Genomic DNA, 19214 nt, shown 5'->3' on the forward strand with positions numbered 1-19214 from the left:
GGCCTCAAACCCTTCGCGCGCCTTTTCTTTTGCCCTTATCGGCAGAGCGGAAGCAAAAATCATGACCAACACCTCACAGACCAAAGCCAGCGATCTTGACGCGATCGCGGAGCCAGGGCCCGTCATCGCCGAAGGCGTAGATCAGGAACCTGTTGAGAATAACCGCCGCCTGTTTACAGGCCCTCGTATGATTGCCGTGGCTGTCCTTGCAACGCTCTATGCAGGGTTTCACATGGCCGCTTTGAACGGGCTTTCTATCTCGGCTTGGACGGGCGTAGACCTTCCGCTCTTGCCGCAATTCCCACTTGAAACGTGGAATTTTCGAATTGTTCACATTGCAGGTGCGCTTGTCTTAGGATTTGTCGTCTATGCCGCTTACACTTGGGTCGATGAAGTAGAAGCTCCAAGAGATACAGCGCTTCTGTCAAAAGCGGGTTATGCCTTGTTCATACCCGCGGCGCTGGCATTGTGGTCTGCGTTGTCCTTTGGGCGATTGATCTCCTCTGGCACATTGCCAGAAATGGGTGGGCTTGTGTCATGGGCCGCCTTCCCCGGAACCGAGATTTATGAAACCGAGATTTGGAATTTTGGTGTGCCCCTCTTGGTGGCGACCTTTGGCGCCATCCTCTTGGGGTGGTTTGAACGCAAGCCACGCGATAGCTTTGCGACCAGCGACTTGGTGCTTGCGCTTTGCGCAATTGTGGTCGCGGCCTATCTTGTGCCGATTTTCTCAACCGCGGCCCGCAATTCTGTCGGCACGCCCTTTGTGCCAATCGGTGTGGCCTTTGCCGCGACAGCAGGCACAGCGATGATCATGGAATTGACACGCCGCGTGGCCGGTCTGGCCTTGGTGATCATCACAGGCGTGTTTCTTGTTTACACCTTCACCGCGCATTTGCTGCCCGGCATCTTGGCCGTGCGCAACCCCTATACGTGGCAACGCTTCTTCGGCCATCTCTATTCGGATGCAGGCATCCTTGGGCCAACAACGGCGGTGTCCTCAACCTATATCATCCTCTTCATCATCTTTGCGGCTTTCCTTCAGGCCTCGAAAGTGGGTGATTATTTCGTGAATTTCGCCTTTGCCGCAGCAGGGCGCGCACGTGGTGGCCCCGCCAAAGTGGCCATTTTCGCAAGCGGCCTGATGGGTATGATCAACGGCACCTCCGCAGGGAACGTTGTGGCGACAGGATCGCTGACCATCCCCTTGATGAAAAAGGTGGGCTATCACAAGAAAACCGCAGGCGCGGTCGAAGCGGCCGCCTCAACAGGCGGTCAGATCATGCCCCCTATCATGGGCGCAGGCGCATTCATCATGGCCGAGATCACAGGCATCCCCTATCAGGATATCGCAATCGCCGCGATCATTCCCGCGATCCTCTACTTCGTCTCGGTCTATTTCATGGTCGATCTTGAGGCCGCTAAATTGGGTATGCGCGGCATGCGTGAGGATGAACTGCCAAAATTGAAACTGCTTTTGAAGCAGCTCTATCTGTTCTTGCCCATCCTGATCCTGATCTATGCCCTGTTCCAAGGCTATTCCGTCATCCGTGCGGGCACCTTGGCCACGCTCAGTGCCGCCGTCATTTCATGGATGCCCGTGTTGATGGTGCGCTTCTTCCCACAAAGCCTACCCGCCGCCTCGGTCGCGGGTATGGGGCCACGGGAGATTCTCAAGGCATTTGAATTGGCTGGCATCATGGCCATTCAGATAATCGCGGTTTGTGCCTGTGCGGGTGTTATCGTGGGTGTGATCAGCCTAACAGGTGTTGGTGCGCGCTTCTCGTCCCTCCTGTTGGATTTGGCGGGTGTGAGCCAAGTTCTGGCACTGTTCTTTGCGATGTGTATCGCGATCCTTCTGGGGATGGGCATGCCCACCACAGCCGCCTATGCGGTTGCGGCCTCGGTGGTGGCACCGGGCTTGGTTGAGCTTGGCATTCCACAGCTGACCGCGCATTTCTTCGTGTTCTATTTCGCGGTCGTCTCGGCCATTACACCGCCTGTGGCGCTGGCCTCTTATGCGGCGGCGGGGATATCGGGGGCGAATGCGATGGAGACATCAGTGGCCTCGTTCAAAATCGGGATCGCCGCCTTCATCGTGCCTTTCATGTTCTTCTACAATTCGGCCTTGCTGATGGATGGCACCACGCTTGAAATCCTGCGCGCAGGGGCAACCGCCATTTTCGGCGTATTCCTGTTGTCCTCAGGGGTGCAAGGGTGGTTCATGGGTGCGCGCAACCCGTGGTTCTTACGCGCCATCCTTATTGCGGCCGCGCTGTTCATGATTGAAGGCGGGCTGCTGACCGATCTGATCGGCCTTGGTGGCGCAGTTGGGGTCTATCTGATCCAAAAACTGTTCCACCCGAAGGCGGATGCACAGATCGATGTCAAAGGCCTAGATTGATCCGACAAAGCGGCCCCCTCGCGGGGCCGCTTTTCATTTAGGATTTTGTTAGATACTCTCGCGCGACATTGATCCGGGTCTTTTGCCCCATCAGGTCAATCAAAACCCAAACCCGCTGATCTTCATCCAAGCTTTCGACTGTCGCAACAAATTGCGAGAACGGGCCTTTTTGCAAGGTCACCTGATCTTGCGGGGCCAGATCACTGGCTAATGTCAAACCCCCCGCCTCATCGCACCGCGCCTGCAATCCCGCCACCAAATCATTGGGCACAGGGCTTGGCTGCCCCGCAAAAGAAACAATGCGCGCCACGCCATAGGTCGAGTTGATCTTGCGCCACGCCCCCTGCCCAGCATCTAGCGCCACAAAGAGATAGCCTGGGAAAAGCGGGCGGGACTTGGAGATAAACCGCGCCCCAACACGGGATGTGACAGTCAGCATTGGTAGGAAAGTTTCAAACCCTTGGCGGTTCAAATTGCGCAAGGCAATGCTGTACGAATTGGGTTTAAATTGCACCAAATACCAGTGTCTGTCAGGCCATGCCGTCATGCGCCCTCACATACATCTACGCGATTGAGCCCCTGCACCCCGACCGAAACTGCCCAATTCGAAATCCAGTGAGAATTGTGTGATCGGTGTCAGGCCCGTCACGCGATTGTCCACGCGCGAGACCTGTGCGCGTGCGCGCAGACACTCATTGTCGAATTGCACACCAAGGCCATAACGGCGCACTGTATCCGTCTCAAGACCATAGAGGGCATAGACCTGTCCACCCCAATCAAGGGTATGGCCCAGTTCAAAATTGATCGTGTCGAATTCATTATCGTCACTGTCATAGGTCCACCCCACCGAGGATCGCCAATCAACTAGATTGTCATAAGACAGCCGCCCCGTAATGAAGGACGCATCAGATTTATATTCATCATCGGTCACGCCAAGGCGGGCCTCAATGAATTCGGTCAAATCTGCCGTCAAACCCAAACTCCAGCGCCGCACGGGATCGGGGTTACCAATGGCCTCGTCACGCTCAAGTTTGGTATAGGTGGCATCAAGCGTGACATTGTCCAAGGATTGGCTGAAGGTCAAAACATCCGAGACGCGCTCGAAATCAGGGTTGTAGCGGCTTGTGGCCGAGAATTGGAACGGCCCCATACTGCGCCCCAACCGTAGCGTATAGAGGGCGCCCGAGCGCAGGCCAGTGTTGCTGCTTGAGATGATATGATCCCGTTCAACCGAACCACCAAAGTAATAGCCCGAAGGCAAAGCATAGCGATAGGTCACATCCACATCCGCAACCGTGACATCATATTGGTTGACTTGATCACGATTGACGCGGCGATACTGCCCAAGTTGAGCGTAATCAAAGGGATCAATCATATCGATTGACCCGTCAATCGAGGGCATCGTCATCTGCCCCGCCTCAAACCGCAAAAAGCCAATGGACGGTGTCATGGTTTGCTGTGCGCCATTTGACGCGCGGAATTCAAAGGGCCAACTCAACCGCGTTGCGGCAAATCCACTTGTGCTGTTTTGCTCATCAGGCAGGGTTACATCGTCATGGATGCCATAGCGATCCAGAAATAACCCTAAATCCGCATCAATGCGCAGGATATCCCCCGCCTGCCACATTCCGTCCCAGATCAAATTGGCCATCATCCGATCAATATCGCGGCGGCGTGGGTTGATATCGCCAAATTCGTTATAATCGCCCTGTGCCCCAAAGTTCAGGGTCACATCACCAAAATCGCCCGTCTCGCGCAGGAATGTCCATTGTGCATTCAGCACACGGTTTGAGGCTTTGTAATCATAGGTCTGATCGCGCAAAGGCGAGAACGCGGTGTAATCAAAGCTCAGCACCTCATCCGAAGAACTGCGTGCGAAGCGTAAGAAATTGTTCAGACGATCTTGTGCAAAAACTACAGGATCATCCCCAAAACTGGTGCGGCTATCCGCAAAGAAGTCATAGGTGCTGATATAGCTGCGGTCTGAGGCCGATTGGGTCTGGAACACAAGATCAATGCCGTTGTCAAATTCCGCGCGCCCGTTAGAAAACAGAAAAGCGCGCAAGGATTTCTCGGTCAGATCATCGCGGCTGAACGCCCCGTTTAATTCCAAATACCCATTGGAAAAGGCCTGACGATATCGCCCCTCTAGGGTGCGCAAGACGCCCCCGCCCGCCGTTGCGCCACCTGCAACCGAAATCTGCGGCGTGATCGTAATATCGGCGCTATCCCCCAACATACGGAAATAGGGCAAGCCAATGCGCGTGCCCAAGCGCGAATTGACGGAATAGGTCGGCGCAAGAAATCCGTTTGCCCGCGCCACTGAGGGATCAGCGGTGCGCAACCACGGCGTATAAAGGACAGGCGTGCCTGCCACGCGCAATTGGGCATCACGATAGGTGATGCTGCGGGTTTCTTGATCATGCACAGCGCGGCGGGCGCGCAATTCCCATAGCGGTGTCGCGTTTTCCGAACACACCTCGCAGGCTGAGGCGCGCACATAGGGGAATTCCGTATAACGCCCTTCACTGCGGATCATTTCTTGCGCTGCGACTTGCAGGGTCTCATCAACCAACTGCCGCGCGGCCACAATCACACCATCTTGCAAATCGGTCGACATATCGGCGAACGCGCCGTAAAAAACCTGCCCGCCTTCTTGGTCAATGATGTAGAGCGGCCCATCCACCAAAACGCGGTCACTGACCACATCATAGGCAAGGCTTGGCGCACGCAGCTCAATACCGCCGTAAAATATCTGCACATTTCCAGAGGCGCGATAATATTGGCTTTCTTGGTCGAAATAAATCTGATCCGCAATCAGCGTAGAAGGAAGATTTAGCTCAGGTGGTGCGGCCAAATCCGCATTTTGGGCAAGGCCCCATGTGGCCGATAAAGCCAAACTTACCCCAAGCCCAAGCGGCGCCGAGAAATCGCGCACCGTGTTCCAAAAATGTCTCGCCCGTTCACGCGCCACAGCAAGTCCTCCACAATACCCTGTTAGAGGAGTGTCATCGACCTGCCAAGAGAGGGCGGCCCTATCAATTGGGATTTTTCTAGGGCTTGGGCAGTGGCGCATCACTGCTGCGCAGATATCCCCAAAGAATGGCGATCATCCCCATGCCAGCCTGACCATGTTCATTCATCATGGTGGTGTTGCCTAGGCCCGCCACAAGAAAACCTGTTGCAATCAGAACCCCTGCCTGCGCCGCCATTTGATCTGAGGATGCGGCACCCTGCCGAATAGCCAAAGGCAAAAAGGCCCGAAAATAGGCCATAATCAGCCATGTTATAAGCACCACACCGAGGATACCGCGCTCGATCAGCATGGTTGTCCAGAGGTTATGTCCATGCCCAAAAAACCAATACCGATCTTTTATCGCGTCATAGTTGCGACCATCGCCCTCAACCTCGGCGCGGACAATCTCCTCAGCCGTGGCTAAGCCAAAACTTTGAAATCCCGTTCCAAACAGCGGGTGTCGATCATAGACCTCGAGGGCAGAATTCAAGATTTTATCGCGGCCTGACCACAGATCATCACCCGTCACGCGCTCAACCGCCTCGGCGCGGAACTCCTGTGCAACGGGGAGGGTCATGATGCCTACGCCAAGCGCCAAGACAGCTAGGCCCGCCACGATGAGATACCGCAGCCTGCGGGCCGCATAGCTTGCCATCACGGCCGCAACCGCAATGATGGCCACAATGGCGATCCCGCTCACCAAACTGGACGAGGGGGGCAGATAGGCCAATGTGGTGGCCACAGCGCAGGCGCCAATGAGTTTCAACCACCACGCCCGTCCCTTGACTGTTGCAATCCCCACAGCCAATGGGATTAGGGAATACATCCCTGAATGGTTCACATGGCCCACAGATCGAAATTCAGGGAATGAGCGGTCATTCAGCGACCACGCGTAGAAGCTGTCAATCACTGCCCATGCGCCGCCCAGAAGCAACGCGGCCATTAAAATTTTCATATCACGAGAGCTGTAATTCAAGCGCCCCGCAGCGAGCACAAAAAGACCAAGCAAACTCCAACGCGCAGCACTTTCTTGTGGCGGTAAAACGTCACGAAACTCGGACAAGGTAGACCCAATCCACAGCACCGCGATCAGGCCTATAATCGGCCATTCAAACAGGCTCGCTTGGCCTAGATGGCGCAGCCGCAGGGACTGAACCGCATAAGCAATCAGGAACAACAAGCTTGCAGCGTTCTTCGGCGCCTCGAACAAGGGCAAGGCAAAAAAAGCCAATGCCAAGAGCGCCACCTCCACCATAGAGGCCGCGCGCGCCTGTTTTTGCCCTGAGGCTGAGCGATCAATCATCCCTGCCCTTCCTTTTCGCTTCAATGAATTCAAGATAGCGCACCAAAACCCTGTCGGGGGTAAGACTGTCGATAAAGGCTTGATCCGCCGCGCTGACCTTCAGTCGATCTTCAGCCAGTTGGGTGGTTATCGCTTCGGCAAGGCCCGCATCATCTCCCTGCGCAACAAGTTGCAACGCGGTGATATGCTGCGCCAGTTCTTGTGAGCCTGCTGTAACTGTCGAAATGCAAGGAACACCTGCTGCGATGGCCTCTAGCGTGGCATTGCCAAGACCTTCGTATAACGAGGTCGACACGAATAAATCTGCTGCGGCCAGATGCGCAAAAATATCATCGCTGAAGCCGGGGAGGTGGAATTGCCCCGCAATGCCAAGCTCTTGCGCCTGCGCCACAAGCCTTTCGCGCTGATATCCTTCACCCAAAATGACAAGTCGGTCATCCCGATGCCCACGGGCCGCCACGGTTTGGGCGAACGCGCGCAACAATGCATTGAAATTTTTGACCCCATCAAGCCGCCCCACTGAGATCACAACACGGCCCTTCGGGCCTGCTTGAGCTGGGGCCACCGCCGCCTTCTGTCCGCGCTTGCGATCAACAGGGTTTAGAATTGTCGTGAAAAGGCGCGGGTTGATACCGCAAAACCGTTGTAATTCTTCCCCAATCCCCTGTGACACGGTCATGATCCCCGCCGCGCGCGGATAGAGGAGGCGGAATTCGATGGGCCGTGTGCGCCGCTTCCATGCAGACGGAATATCAAAGAGCTGACGCGCAATCTCCGTATGCTCAACGATAAACACGGGCGGCAAAGCGGGTGCGATCAGTTTGGCACGCAGCATCGCCTTATTCACAGTGGTCATGTGCGAGACTATGGCGTCAATCCGTTCTGCGATGCAGATTTTGCGCAAAGCACGCGCATTGGAGAATGCGTTATGCGCCGCACGAAAGGCACCGTATTCATAGATTTTCATGGATTTGGGAAAGGCGTCTTTCAGAGGCCCCGCCTTTTGGGACACCGCCAAAACAATGTCCACATCGTCACGCGACAGACTTGCATTGACGAGATCAAGGATCACACGCTCGGCCCCACCGCCTGCCAATTTATCAGCGACCATAAGGAGGCGTAAACGGCTCATCTTCTGCACACAGTCCCTTTCAATCCCGCTCTATGCTTGACCTTTTTGGCCGCCGCTGTCTATCACCTGTCACGGGTTTTGATCGACGGGGCGCATCATTGCAACAGCAAAGCGACTATTTGAACCATGAGGGCGGGGCATGATCATCACGCGCCTTATCGGGGGCTTGGGCAACCAGATGTTCCAATATGCAGCAGGGGCGGCGCTTGCGGCTCGGACGGGCCAACCGTTGCGCCTCGATCTGACCAGTTTGCGCAAATACAAACTGCATCAGGGCTATCAGTTCGACCAAATTTTTGCAGGCGACTTTCAAACCGCCTCAAAACTGGATTTGTTTCGCGTCTTGGGGTTTGGAATACGGCGTGGTGTGCGGGGCAGTGTGACCCCAGACCCGCGCTTGCCCAACCCGCAAACAGGGCCAAAAATTCGGCAACCTTCGCATAATTATTGGGATGGTTTTAGCGCATTATCGGGAAAAACCTATCTCGCGGGTTATTGGCAATCGCCCAAATATTTTCAAAGGGCCGAGGAAGCGATTGCCCGCGCCTTTGAGTTTCGAGAGGATTTAACGGACGAGAATGCCGAGATTGCCGCAAAAATGGCTGCTTGCACTTCTGTCAGCCTTCATGTGCGGCGCGGCGATTATGTGAAGAACGCCAATGTGAACGCTTTTCACGGGATTTGTGATTGGCCCTATTACAGGGCAGCGATGGCGCATATGCGCGCGGCTCTTCACGCGCCGCAGTTTTTCGTGTTTTCTGATGATCTTGATGCCGCGAAAGCCGAGTTCGGCCAAGGTGCGGACATCACCTATGTCACGGGCAACACGGGCGCGGTCAGCTATCGCGATATGATGTTGATGGCGCGCTGCAAACACCATGTAATCGCCAATTCCAGTTTTAGTTGGTGGGGGGCATGGTTGGCCCTTGCGCACGGGGCGGCGGATGATGGTCAAATCGTCATTGCACCAAAGGTTTGGTTCGCAGGCAGCCCTGAGCCGATGGAAGATATCTATCAGCCCCATTGGGTAAGGATGTAGTCGCCATGAGCCCCAAACGTGAATTGCAGCGCTGGTTGCAAAATATGCGCCTGAAATGGCGGTGGCGGCGCGCGGCGCAGACCAGTCCAAGCGGCCTTGATGTGGCGCATGGCCTAGACCGCTGCGACATCACCTATATCAACCTTGATCACCGCACGGATCGGCGCAAACGGATCGAGGCAGAATTTGCCAAGATCGGGGCGCAAAATGTAACCCGCTTTGCGGCACATAAACACGCGCGCGGCGCAACGGGTTGTGCGATGTCCCACCGCGATGTGATCGAAGCTGCCACCCCCGCAGAGGGGCGGATCACCATGATCTGCGAGGATGATCTGGAATTTTTGGCAGATCGTGCGCGGCTCGATCATTTGATTGAAACATTTTACCGCGACAGCCGCATGGATGTTCTGTGTCTGGCCTATAATCGGCGTAATGGAATCGCTGTTACTGAGGATTTTCTGATCACTTCTAACACGCGCACAACGGCGTGCTATTTATTCAAATCCCCAGTACTGCCTGCCCTTCACCGAGCTGCAACAAAAAGCATCTCGCGGTTAGAAAGGGGACTTCCAGACAAAGTTGCGGCAATTGATGTTGTTTGGCGAGAGACGCAGCAGGAATTTATATTTGCATTGGCAAGCCCAAGAGTGGCAAGGCAAACCGAATCTTATTCAGATATTTTGGGCAGGACTGTTGATTACAACCTGTGAGGCAGATGGCGTGAGACTAGACAGACACGACCTGTCTCGGTATCGAAACATCTGAGGCTAATGGGGAAATACATGTTCGGCTTTGCGCAGCATCTTTTTGGATTAAGTCGCGGCACCAAACGGCTGATCCAAGTTGCTTTTGACGCCTTGGCCATTGTGTTTTGTTTTTGGCTTGCGATGGCGCTGCGGCTTGATGGCAATGTTATGGCCATGACAGCGCGGCCTTGGTTGGTTCTGATCCCCGTGATCCCAGTGACCATTTTTGCCTTCGTGATGCTGGGGCTGTATCGCGCGGTGATTCGCTATATGGCGGATCGGGCTGTGCGCACTGTGGCGATAGGGGTTCTGATTTCTGCCCTTGCCATGTTCGCGCTCAGTCAAGGGCTGAACCTTCGGGTTCCGCGTTCCGTTCCTGGGATTTACCTTGCGCTCTTGCTGATTGTTGTGGGGGGCACACGCTTTGTGATGCGCGGCATTTACCTCAGCACACAAGCGGCCACGCGGGAACCTGTTCTCATCTATGGCGCAGGCGAAGCGGGACGTCAGGTTTTGCAGGCATTGGAGCAAAGCCGCAATTACCGACCTGCCCTTTTCGTGGATGATAATGGCAAATTATCGGGCAGCGAGATTGGCGGCGTGCGCATTGTGCGCCCAGAGCAAGCGCGCGCACGCATCAAAAATTTAGGGATCAAAACCGCGCTGATCGCGATCCCAGACAACAACCCCGCAGGGCGGCGGCATGCGGCGCAAGTTTTGGCTGACCTTGGCCTTGAGGTGCGGGTGATCCCCAATATGTCCGATCTGGTCTCTGGCCGCGTGCGGATTTCAGAATTGCGGCGCATCACGGTTGAGGAATTGTTGGGACGCGAGCCCGTCCCACCGCTGCCTGATCTGATGTCGAAAACCACCCATGCGAAATCTGTTATGGTGACAGGCGCGGGTGGCTCGATTGGCAGTGAGCTGTGCCGCCAGATTTTGGAACAAAAACCAAGCAAGCTTGTTCTGTTCGAAAATTCAGAATTCGCGCTTTATCGTATTTTGGAGGATTTGCAGGCATGGCTTGCGCCGCGCGATCACCCAACAGAGCTGATCCCAATCCTTGGCTCGGTCACGCATGAGGGGCGGGTTTCCCGCGCAATCACAGAGAATGCTGTTGAAACGCTGTTTCATGCGGCGGCGTTCAAACATGTCCCTCTTGTCGAGGCGAACATTCTGGAGGGGCTGCGCAACAATGTCTTTGGCACGAAATACGTGGCTGAAGCCGCAGGGCGTTTGGGCATTAAAAACTTTACCCTGATTTCCACGGATAAGGCCGTGCGCCCCACCAATGTCATGGGCGCCACCAAACGCGTGGCGGAATTGGTGATGCAAGCCACCGCCAAGGCCTATCCCGACACGCGCTTTTGTGCGGTGCGTTTTGGGAATGTCTTAGGGTCATCTGGCTCGGTAATCCCGAAATTTACCGACCAAATCCGCCGTGGCGGCCCCATCACCTTGACCGATCCAGAAATCACCCGGTATTTCATGACCATCCCCGAAGCCGCACAATTGGTGATCCAAGCAAATGCGATGGCCAAAGCAGGCGAAATTTACCTGTTGGATATGGGAGAGCCGATCAAAATTCTAGAATTGGCCCGCACCATGGCCCGCCTGCAAGGGCGCAAAACCTATATTGCAGGGCAAGAGGCCCCGATTGCCGATGGTCTGGCGATTGAGATCACAGGACTGCGGCCCGGTGAAAAACTCTATGAAGAGCTTTTGGTCGATGACGGGGCAGCGGCCACCGCGCACCCGCGGATCATGTTGGAGCCAGCCCAAAATGCCGCAGACCCAAGCGACACCCTGCGCGCGCTTGCAGCCCTAGAGGCCGCGCTGCAGGCCGAAGATGCCGCGCAGGCCTTGGCCCTATTGCGGGATATGCCGATCGCCTATGCCTATCCGCGCGAATAAATATCTTCGTGGCGAATGATGTCATCCTCTCCCAGATAGCTGCCTGTTTGCACCTCAACAAGCACCATCGGAATTTTTCCAGGGTTCTCCATGCGGTGGATTGCGCCTAAGGGCACGTAAACCGATTGGTTCTCGGACACCATTTTGACCTCGTCACCAATGGTGATTTTGGCGGTGCCCTCAACCACGATCCAATGTTCCGCCCGATGTTGGTGGGATTGCAGCGACAACACGCCGCCCGGTTTCACCACAATGCGTTTGACCTGAAACCGCGCGCCCAAAGCAAGGCTTTCGAACCACCCCCAAGGGCGGAAGTCGCGCGGGAATTCGGTGGCCTCTTTCGCGCCGTGCTGCTTTAGCAGATCGACCGCTTCGCGCACCCGCTGGCTTTGATCTTTGGGGGCGAGCAGTACCGCATCGCCTGTGGCAATCGCGACCATGTCCCGCAGCCCAATGCCCACCAAGCGCAGTTTTCCATCATCACTGCGCAACATCGTGTTTTCGCAATCGATCGCATGGGCGTGCTCAGATATCAGATTGCCCTGCGCATCGTATTGAGTGGCAGACTGTTCTGCCACGGCGGCCCATGATCCGAGATCTGACCACTGCCCCTCATAAGGCATGACCGACAGGTTACCCGCCCGCTCCATTATCGAATAATCGATAGAGATATCTGGAAGATCACGCCATGCGGCAGGATCAAGCCTGAGGAAATCAAGGTCAGCTTTCGCCCCCCCAAGGGCCGCGCGGGCGGGGGTCAGCATTTCCGGCGCATGCGCCTCGAATGCGGCGATCATGACATCCGCGCGGAACAGGAAGATACCCGCATTCCACAGGTAATTGCACGAGGCCAACATGCCTTCGGCAGTAGCAAGGTCAGGCTTTTCTACAAAGCGGCTGAGGGGCAGGCACGCGCCCCCTGCCCCTTCGCCCAATTCCAGATAGCCATAGCCTGTCTCGGGGCGGTCGGGGCGAATGCCAAAGGTGACGATCTGCCCTGCCTCTGCCGCCGTTTGCGCAGCCAAGACGGCAACGCGAAAGGCAGCAGGATCAGGAATGACATGATCTGAAGGGGCCACCAAGAGAAGGGCCTGCGGATCGCGCGCGGCGGCCCAAAGGCTTGCCACCAAAATCGCGGGCGCGGTGTTGCGCCCCTCAGGCTCAAGGATCAGGGCCTGAGGGGTAATGCCGATGCCCTGCATCTGCTCGGCCGCCATGAACCGAAACGAGTCAGAGGTAATTACCACAGGCCCCGCAAACCCCTGCCCTGACAAACGCTGTGCCGCCTGTTGAAACAAGCTGCCCTGACCGTGCAACGCCACGAATTGTTTAGGAAAGGCCGCACGGCTTACCGGCCAGAGCCGAGCTCCAGATCCACCGCACAGAATTACTGGACAAATAGTCATCTTTGGCACTTTACAAAAATCAACCCATATTCCGAACAAAAGAAAGTCGTAGAGCCCGCACTGACAAACTGGAATAATAAACACAGAAGTCAGGCAAGGACCAAAGACGACAATTTGACGTTGCTAATCCGACAAGACACTCCAACCCTCTCAAAAGTCAAGGCACTGCCCCACACATCGACTATAACTGGATTAATCGCTGTAAACAGCTCCAGCCAGCGCAAAAGAAATGGCTGACGAGGCGCAATGGTATAGTTGTAGAAACCTCAAGGAGGGCCACAGACTTGATCAGATGTTCGCCCAAATTGACAAGTGCCAAAAGCATACAAACAGCCATGTGACGACCACAAAATATCAGAACCCAACAGGTCACTATGCCTAAAACAGCCCATCGGTTGGGCGGTTTACGCACGCAAAACGTCCCAGTACAGCGCCCTCAAGGCTCGCCAAAATAAAAGACAGAACTAGTGTCGGCCGATCGCCAACAAAATGCTCTCGCCACAGACGCTTCACAAGGCATGGCGATCGCTGCTCATTGAATAAGCTCAGCTTCAATCTGTGACATTCCTCTTACACATGGCTAATATTTGACCACGAGTTGAACGCATCACTTAAGAAAATATCGGCACATTCCTGACCCGTCCTTCAAACTACAGAAACAAAAAATGGAATCACAAAGCTGAACAGCCGATCAATAAAGTTCATTTTTTACGGAAAGTCTTGAATAGAACATTTGAGCCAAATTTTATATTGTGTTACATTGTCGAAGCTTGAAAAGGATACTTTTCGAATTTAAAAAATCGGTAAGATAAAACTTATCCATCACCATCTACGGATTATATTAATATTAAATGCGAGTCCGCTACATGAAAATAAATTTGATATCAAGCTACGACCTCCAATCATTGTTGTCACAAAAACCCATAGCAAAAGACATTGAAATATATTTCAACTCATCGCAAGAAAGTGATGTTACAGTTATAATCAATCACTCATTAATTGACTTGGATATTACTTCAAGATCTGGGAATATATTTTTGCTCCATCAGGAGCCAAATACAGTAGGAATTTACAACAAAAAGTATTTGATAAATAATAGAATTTCAAAATTATTCACTCATACGCCATCGAGATCTAAAGGGGTTGAAGTTATAACTTCACACCCAGGATTGCCGTGGAGCTTGGATATGTCTCATTTCGAACTTAGCTCTCAAAGATTCAGGGATGAAAAGAATGACGCTATAGTCATGATCTCAAGCAACAAACGTTACTTTTCTGGGCATATTTTACGCTTAAGGGTCAGAGACTGGATACTTAAAAACCAAAGTAATGTGAATTTGTATGGACGTGGACACAACCCGTTCGAAAAAAAAGAGAAAGTTTTATCCCACTTTAAATACAGCATTGAAGTGGAAAACATCCTTAAGAAGGATTACTGGACGGAGAAGCTATCAGACTGCTTTTTAATGAATACTCTTCCCATATATCAAGGCTGCCCCAACCTTACCAAATACTTTCCCGAAGACTCTTTCATTAACGCAACTGGGTGCACCCCCAGTGAGACTGTCGCCTTAGCCCAATCAGCAGTCAGAGATAGAGAGTGGGAGCGCAGGCAGGATGCTCTTGCTGAAGCGAAACGCCTTGTACTTGAAAAGTACTCTTTGTTTCCTACTATATTCGAAATGGCAAAATCTCATTACAACGAAGGAAAAATTTGCAACACTAGAATAAATAAGTTTACGAAAACAAAATTTGAAAAACTGGCACTCAGCTCCCTTAAAAGAGCGCACGGACGCCTGCCACTAATAGAAAAATTTATTTAAATTAAAGGTGACTAGATGAATATAATATATTTTGATCTCACAATAGTAAATCACAACACATTACACTATGGTAAAGTCAGCAATCTTTTATAAACCATATTTCAAAGGAGATTTTTTAGATGAAGTACGCTCTCTGCATATCAGGTCAACCTCGTTTTTTTGAGGAATGCGGCTCAAGGTTGATGGAGTTTATAAATTCAAATAATCTTGACTGTGACATCTTTGCGCATGCCTGGTCGACACAAGACAAGTACCAAGGCTCAAGTTGGACGGTAGATCATCAACCGTATACAGATCTTCGCGACCGATTGATCTCAATGTACTCACCAAAAAAAATTTTCATTGAAGACCAAAAGGATAGCTGGTTCAAAACTCAAACAAAGCGCATAAGAAAAAATACAGGCGCTGAACCATATATTACCGCGAGTATGTTTTATTCAATCCACCAAGCCGCACAACTTCGCCGGCAATATTCGCAAGAAACAGGTATTAAATATGATGCAGTTATACGAGCTAGATACGATTATTACCTTGTCGAAGGCAACGATCATTTCATAGAGCCCATTGACGATCGGACAGTTTACTTCGTGGACGTCATCAATAATAAATTAGTAGTTTGTGATTACTGGATGATCGGCAGTGAATTTGTCATGAGAAAGGTGGAAAACTCGTATTTTCATATGTTTAAGAAAAATTCATTATTCAAAAAGAAACTTCCGATCTGTGGAGAAGAAGTCATTACTGACTTAATTAATCATAACGGACTGTGCCGCAAGGGCCTGAATGTGTTAGGCGGCCTAATGCGAGACTCCCACAAAACAAATCAAAGGTTCGGAAAGTGGCAATAGTTCTTTGAATAGCGCTACGAAGAAAAATTATGAGCGCTGGTGACAAAAAATATATGAATTCATGCTTGATATGCTCTGTTCCACCACCACGCTGCACTGCTCTTTTCTGGTTGATAGACCTGTCGCCAAAAAAATTGCGACTTTAAGGAAACTATCTCACAGTGCCGAGGACAGGCAAGCTCCCAGGTGGAAACATGTTCAATTTTTATGAAATTGAAAAATTTCAACCATCTGTACATAATACGAAGTCCATTAATAACTTAAAAAGTTTATAAATTGTGTTGGATTCTTTTAATTTACTATTGTTAAATTTTTCTTCATATTTACAATGACCCCAAAATATCTATAGCATCTTCTATATCATAGTGATGATTTCCGACGAATAATCCATTTTGGTCAATATAGTCAGCATTTTTAAGATCTCCAGAAATGGAGTAGTCAAAAAACTTCATGACCTCGTTCTTAGCAAAATTGCCTCCTACTATTGGACGACATTCGAAGCCTAAATCAGTGAGATCACGAACTAAGTCATCCCTTAGAATATTTGCCTCTTTTCGCAATACTAAGGAAAAACCGAACCAACTCGACTCTCCTATTTCACGCTGGATTAGGAATTTTGAATTGTTACTAAGTTTTTTTTGGAACATTGCCCCATTCTTACGTCGCCCGTTAATAAGAGCAGGCAACTTCTTTAATTGTTCCTTCCCTATCGCACCAGACAGTTCCAATGGGCGCAAGTTATAACCGGGCAGTACAAATCGAAAGCTTTCTTCAAACTGGTTGCCACTCTTCTCACCTGTTACGAGATTAAACTTCGGAAGATTTCGTGTCCAACCGTGCGCGCGAAGCGCGAGCATGATATGATAAAGTTCTTCGTCATCAGTGACGACAACTCCTCCCTCCATAGTCGAAATGTGATGTGAGAAAAAGCACGAGAATGTTCCCATTATACCGAAAGTGCCGGTATGTTTATTATTAAAAGTGGCTCCCATCGACTCACAATTATCTTCAATAACGACAATATTGCGGCCTCCCAATATGCTTTGTATGGCGTCGAAATCGTTTGGATTGCCTAAAAGGTTAACGACCATAATTGCTCTAGTTTTAGTCGTCACTGCGCCTTTGAGTGCGGACAGATCATAATTCAATGTGTGAAGATCAATGTCCACAAACTTCAAGTGAAGTCCATACTGGCTCAAAGGATAGTATGTTGTCGGCCAGCTAACAGCTGGGACAATAATCTCATCACCGGGTGATAACTTAAGTCTCTCATTTTTCGTGAAGGCAAGCGCTGCCGTCATTAGTAGATTTGCCGACGAACCAGAATTGACCATTACTGCATATTTTACACCAAAGTATGACGCGAACAGTTGCTCGAAAGACGCGACTTCATCCCCCATAGAAAACTGATCTGAAGCAATGACGCGATGTATTGCTTCAATTTCTTTGTGATCCCACGAAGATGTGGCAAGCGGATACCGAAGGTTCATTTGTGAGCCTCGTTTAAATAATATTGATAAGTTTTTGAAATAGCGTCACGCAGAGATGTAGGCGCCGACCATCCCCAGGCGCTTTGAAGTTTAATTGAGCACAATTTTCTTGGCATTCCAATTGGCTTGGAAATATTATATGTAAAATCTCCACTCCATCCGATGATATCTGCTACTATAGCATAAAACTCATTTATTGAATGGTCACGACCAAGGCCACAATTAATCAAATTAGGGATTTTCTCGATATCAGCCGCGGCCTTCAATAAAGCATCAGATAAATCACCAGCGTACATAAATTCACGTCGCGCAGTTCCATCTCCCCAGATTTCTACTTCCTTTTCACCATGTATTTTAGCTTGATGAACTTTATGGATGATCGCTGGAAGCAAGTGTGATTTATCGGGATCAAATTTGTCATGTCGTCCAAACAAATTGCAAGGAATTATCGTCTTATACTGAAAATCGGGATCTTCCTGGCGAATATACTGGCAGAGGCGCGCAGCCATGATTTTTGCTAAAGCATAGCCTTCATTAGTAGGCTCAAGCTCACCCGTAAGAATCATATCTTCCCGAAGTGGATTTTCGGCTCCACGTGGATACATGCAAGTAGAGCCCAAATTAAGAAGCCGACGCACTCCAGCTGTGTAGCCCGCCATAATGACATTACGGCCGATTGCGACATTACGCTCCAAGAACGCAACCGGATTAGCTATGTTGGCCTGAATACCTCCGACGTGGCCTGCGGCATGAATAATGATTTTTGGACTGAGCCTTTGAATAAAAATTTTTACAGCGTCGTGGTCTGTAAGATCCAATACCTTGGAACTTGGCGCCACAATATCCCAATCTTCTGTCTTGGGGTGCTCTAAAATATTGCGGCCAACCATTCCCGATCCGCCAGTGAGTAGAAGTATCGGTTTGCTCATACCTACTACCTATCGACAGGGTGAGGCATTGCAAGTCCATGATCGCGCAGCAGCCTTGACTTTTTAGCCTCGTTTAAATCACTGGCGATCATCTCGGAGCACATCTGCTGAGCCGTAATTTCAGGCGCCCAGCCAAGCTTTTCTTTTGCCTTTGTCGGGTCTCCGAGTAGGGTTTCAACTTCCGACGGACGAAAATAGCGCGGGTCAACACGGATAATAACATCGCCCGGTCGTACTGCTGGTGCACGGCTCTTATCGACACTTACCACTGTTCCGGTTTCTTTTATGCCGCTCCCTTTAAAATCAAGCTTAATACCCAACTCATTCGCTGACCACCTTATAAAATCGCGGACCGAGTACTGCTTTCCAGTGGCTATCACAAAGTCCTCTGCTTCGCTCTGCTGCAGCATCATCCATTGCATACGGACATAATCTCTCGCATGCCCCCAATCTCGTAAAGCATCCAAGTTCCCCAAATACAAACAATCTTCATTTCCAAGGGCTATATTTGCCATACCACGTGTTATTTTTCGGGTTACAAATGTTTCGCCACGCCGCGGGCTCTCATGATTAAAAAGGATGCCATTACACGCATAGATACCATAGGCTTCGCGATAATTAACGGTAATCCAGTAAGCATACATTTTCGCAACCGCGTAGGGCGAACGTGGATGAAATGGCGTAGTTTCACGCTGAGGTGTTTCCTGAACAAGCCCATAAAGCTCTGACGTTGAGGCCTGATAGAAGCGCGTCTTGCGCTCAAGGCCAAGAAAACGGATAGCTTCTAGAATACGCAAGGTGCCGATGCCGTCCACATCAGCCGTGTACTCTGGAGCCTCAAAGCTGACGGCTACATGGCTCTGCGCGGCCAAATTATAGACCTCATCAGGCTGTACTTCGGAAATAATACGCGTCACATTGGATGTATCTGTTAAATCACCATAATGCAGAACAAGTTTCGGATTGGGTTTATGCAGGTCTTGAAAAATGTGATCGATGCGATTGGTGTTAAAACTAGAAGCCCGACGCTTAATTCCATGCACTTCGTACCCCTTATCTAGCAAAAACTCTGCTAGATAAGAACCATCTTGACCAGTTATTCCCGTAATCAAAGCGCGCTTCATATCATTGATCCATCATTATTTGCTTATCTGCCATACCATA

Annotated in this window: 14 protein-coding genes; 6 read left to right on the forward strand and 8 right to left on the reverse strand. The window is 51.2% G+C overall.

The genetic code is table 11. The features are described from left to right. Positions 1–61: 61 nt before the first annotated feature. A complete protein-coding gene (locus AAC637_RS03560) occupies positions 62–2404 on the forward strand; it encodes a TRAP transporter permease (protein WP_340302338.1) in 2343 nt (780 codons plus the stop codon). Positions 2405–2441: 37 nt separating this feature from the next. Here AAC637_RS03560 and AAC637_RS03565 read toward each other — a convergent pair whose 3' ends face one another. The 4 genes from AAC637_RS03565 to AAC637_RS03580 all read right to left on the reverse strand — a co-directional run bounded on the left by AAC637_RS03565 (position 2442) and on the right by AAC637_RS03580 (position 7855). Next, positions 2442–2951 (reverse strand): transcriptional activator RfaH, encoded by a 510-nt coding sequence (locus AAC637_RS03565; protein ID WP_340302339.1) that lies wholly within the window; start codon positions 2949–2951, stop codon positions 2442–2444. A gap of 6 nt (positions 2952–2957) precedes the next feature. Then, on the reverse strand, positions 2958–5378 hold the full coding sequence (locus tag AAC637_RS03570) for an LPS-assembly protein LptD (RefSeq protein WP_340302340.1): 2421 nt from the start codon (positions 5376–5378) through the stop codon (positions 2958–2960). 79 nt (positions 5379–5457) lie between these two features. Next, entirely contained in the window at positions 5458–6723 is a 1266-nt protein-coding gene (locus AAC637_RS03575; protein ID WP_340302341.1) for an O-antigen ligase family protein, read from the reverse strand. Then, the gene (locus AAC637_RS03580; RefSeq protein ID WP_340302342.1) at positions 6716–7855 is read right to left on the reverse strand and encodes a glycosyltransferase; all 1140 of its coding nucleotides are present in this window, start codon (positions 7853–7855) and stop codon (positions 6716–6718) included. Before AAC637_RS03580 ends, AAC637_RS03575 begins: the two co-directional genes overlap by 8 nt. Positions 7856–7994: 139 nt before the next feature. Here AAC637_RS03580 and AAC637_RS03585 point away from each other — a divergent pair, with 139 nt between their 5' ends. The 3 genes from AAC637_RS03585 to AAC637_RS03595 all read left to right on the forward strand — a co-directional run bounded on the left by AAC637_RS03585 (position 7995) and on the right by AAC637_RS03595 (position 11554). After that, positions 7995–8894 carry an alpha-1,2-fucosyltransferase gene (locus AAC637_RS03585; RefSeq protein ID WP_340302343.1) on the forward strand — a complete coding sequence of 300 codons (900 nt, stop codon included), beginning with the start codon at positions 7995–7997 and terminating at the stop codon, positions 8892–8894. A 5-nt stretch (positions 8895–8899) separates the two neighbouring features. Beyond that, entirely contained in the window at positions 8900–9604 is a 705-nt protein-coding gene (locus tag AAC637_RS03590; RefSeq protein ID WP_340302344.1) for a hypothetical protein, read from the forward strand. Between the two features lie 72 nt (positions 9605–9676). Beyond that, the gene (locus tag AAC637_RS03595; protein ID WP_340302345.1) at positions 9677–11554 is read left to right on the forward strand and encodes a polysaccharide biosynthesis protein; all 1878 of its coding nucleotides are present in this window, start codon (positions 9677–9679) and stop codon (positions 11552–11554) included. On the opposite strand, the gene AAC637_RS03600 is transcribed toward AAC637_RS03595, so the two are convergent. Further along, positions 11539–12960 (reverse strand): mannose-1-phosphate guanylyltransferase/mannose-6-phosphate isomerase, encoded by a 1422-nt coding sequence (locus AAC637_RS03600; protein ID WP_340302346.1) that lies wholly within the window; start codon positions 12958–12960, stop codon positions 11539–11541. The genes AAC637_RS03595 and AAC637_RS03600 overlap by 16 nt on opposite strands. A gap of 866 nt (positions 12961–13826) precedes the next feature. On the opposite strand from AAC637_RS03600, the gene AAC637_RS03605 reads away from it, so the two are divergent. Together AAC637_RS03605 and AAC637_RS03610 are read left to right on the forward strand one after the other, a co-directional pair. Next, positions 13827–14783, forward strand: a complete 957-nt coding sequence (locus tag AAC637_RS03605; protein ID WP_340302347.1) for a glycosyltransferase family 10 domain-containing protein — start codon at positions 13827–13829, stop codon at positions 14781–14783. A gap of 119 nt (positions 14784–14902) precedes the next feature. Then, positions 14903–15631, forward strand: a complete 729-nt coding sequence (locus AAC637_RS03610; protein ID WP_340302348.1) for a hypothetical protein — start codon at positions 14903–14905, stop codon at positions 15629–15631. A 323-nt stretch (positions 15632–15954) separates the two neighbouring features. Here AAC637_RS03610 and AAC637_RS03615 read toward each other — a convergent pair whose 3' ends face one another. Genes AAC637_RS03615 through gmd form a run of 3 tightly spaced genes read right to left on the reverse strand, consistent with a single transcriptional unit; the run spans position 15955 to position 19174 of the window. Continuing rightward, the gene (locus AAC637_RS03615; protein ID WP_340302349.1) at positions 15955–17121 is read right to left on the reverse strand and encodes a DegT/DnrJ/EryC1/StrS family aminotransferase; all 1167 of its coding nucleotides are present in this window, start codon (positions 17119–17121) and stop codon (positions 15955–15957) included. Then, the gene (locus AAC637_RS03620) at positions 17118–18050 is read right to left on the reverse strand and encodes a GDP-L-fucose synthase family protein (protein ID WP_340302350.1); all 933 of its coding nucleotides are present in this window, start codon (positions 18048–18050) and stop codon (positions 17118–17120) included. The genes AAC637_RS03615 and AAC637_RS03620 overlap by 4 nt, the downstream gene beginning before the upstream one ends. Positions 18051–18055: 5 nt before the next feature. After that, a complete protein-coding gene (gene gmd, locus AAC637_RS03625) occupies positions 18056–19174 on the reverse strand; it encodes a GDP-mannose 4,6-dehydratase (protein WP_340302351.1) in 1119 nt (372 codons plus the stop codon). Positions 19175–19214 lie beyond the last annotated feature (40 nt).

Origin of the sequence: Roseobacter sp. HKCCD7870 (genome assembly GCF_037830315.1) — a bacterium.
Taxonomy (GTDB): domain Bacteria; phylum Pseudomonadota; class Alphaproteobacteria; order Rhodobacterales; family Rhodobacteraceae; genus M30B80.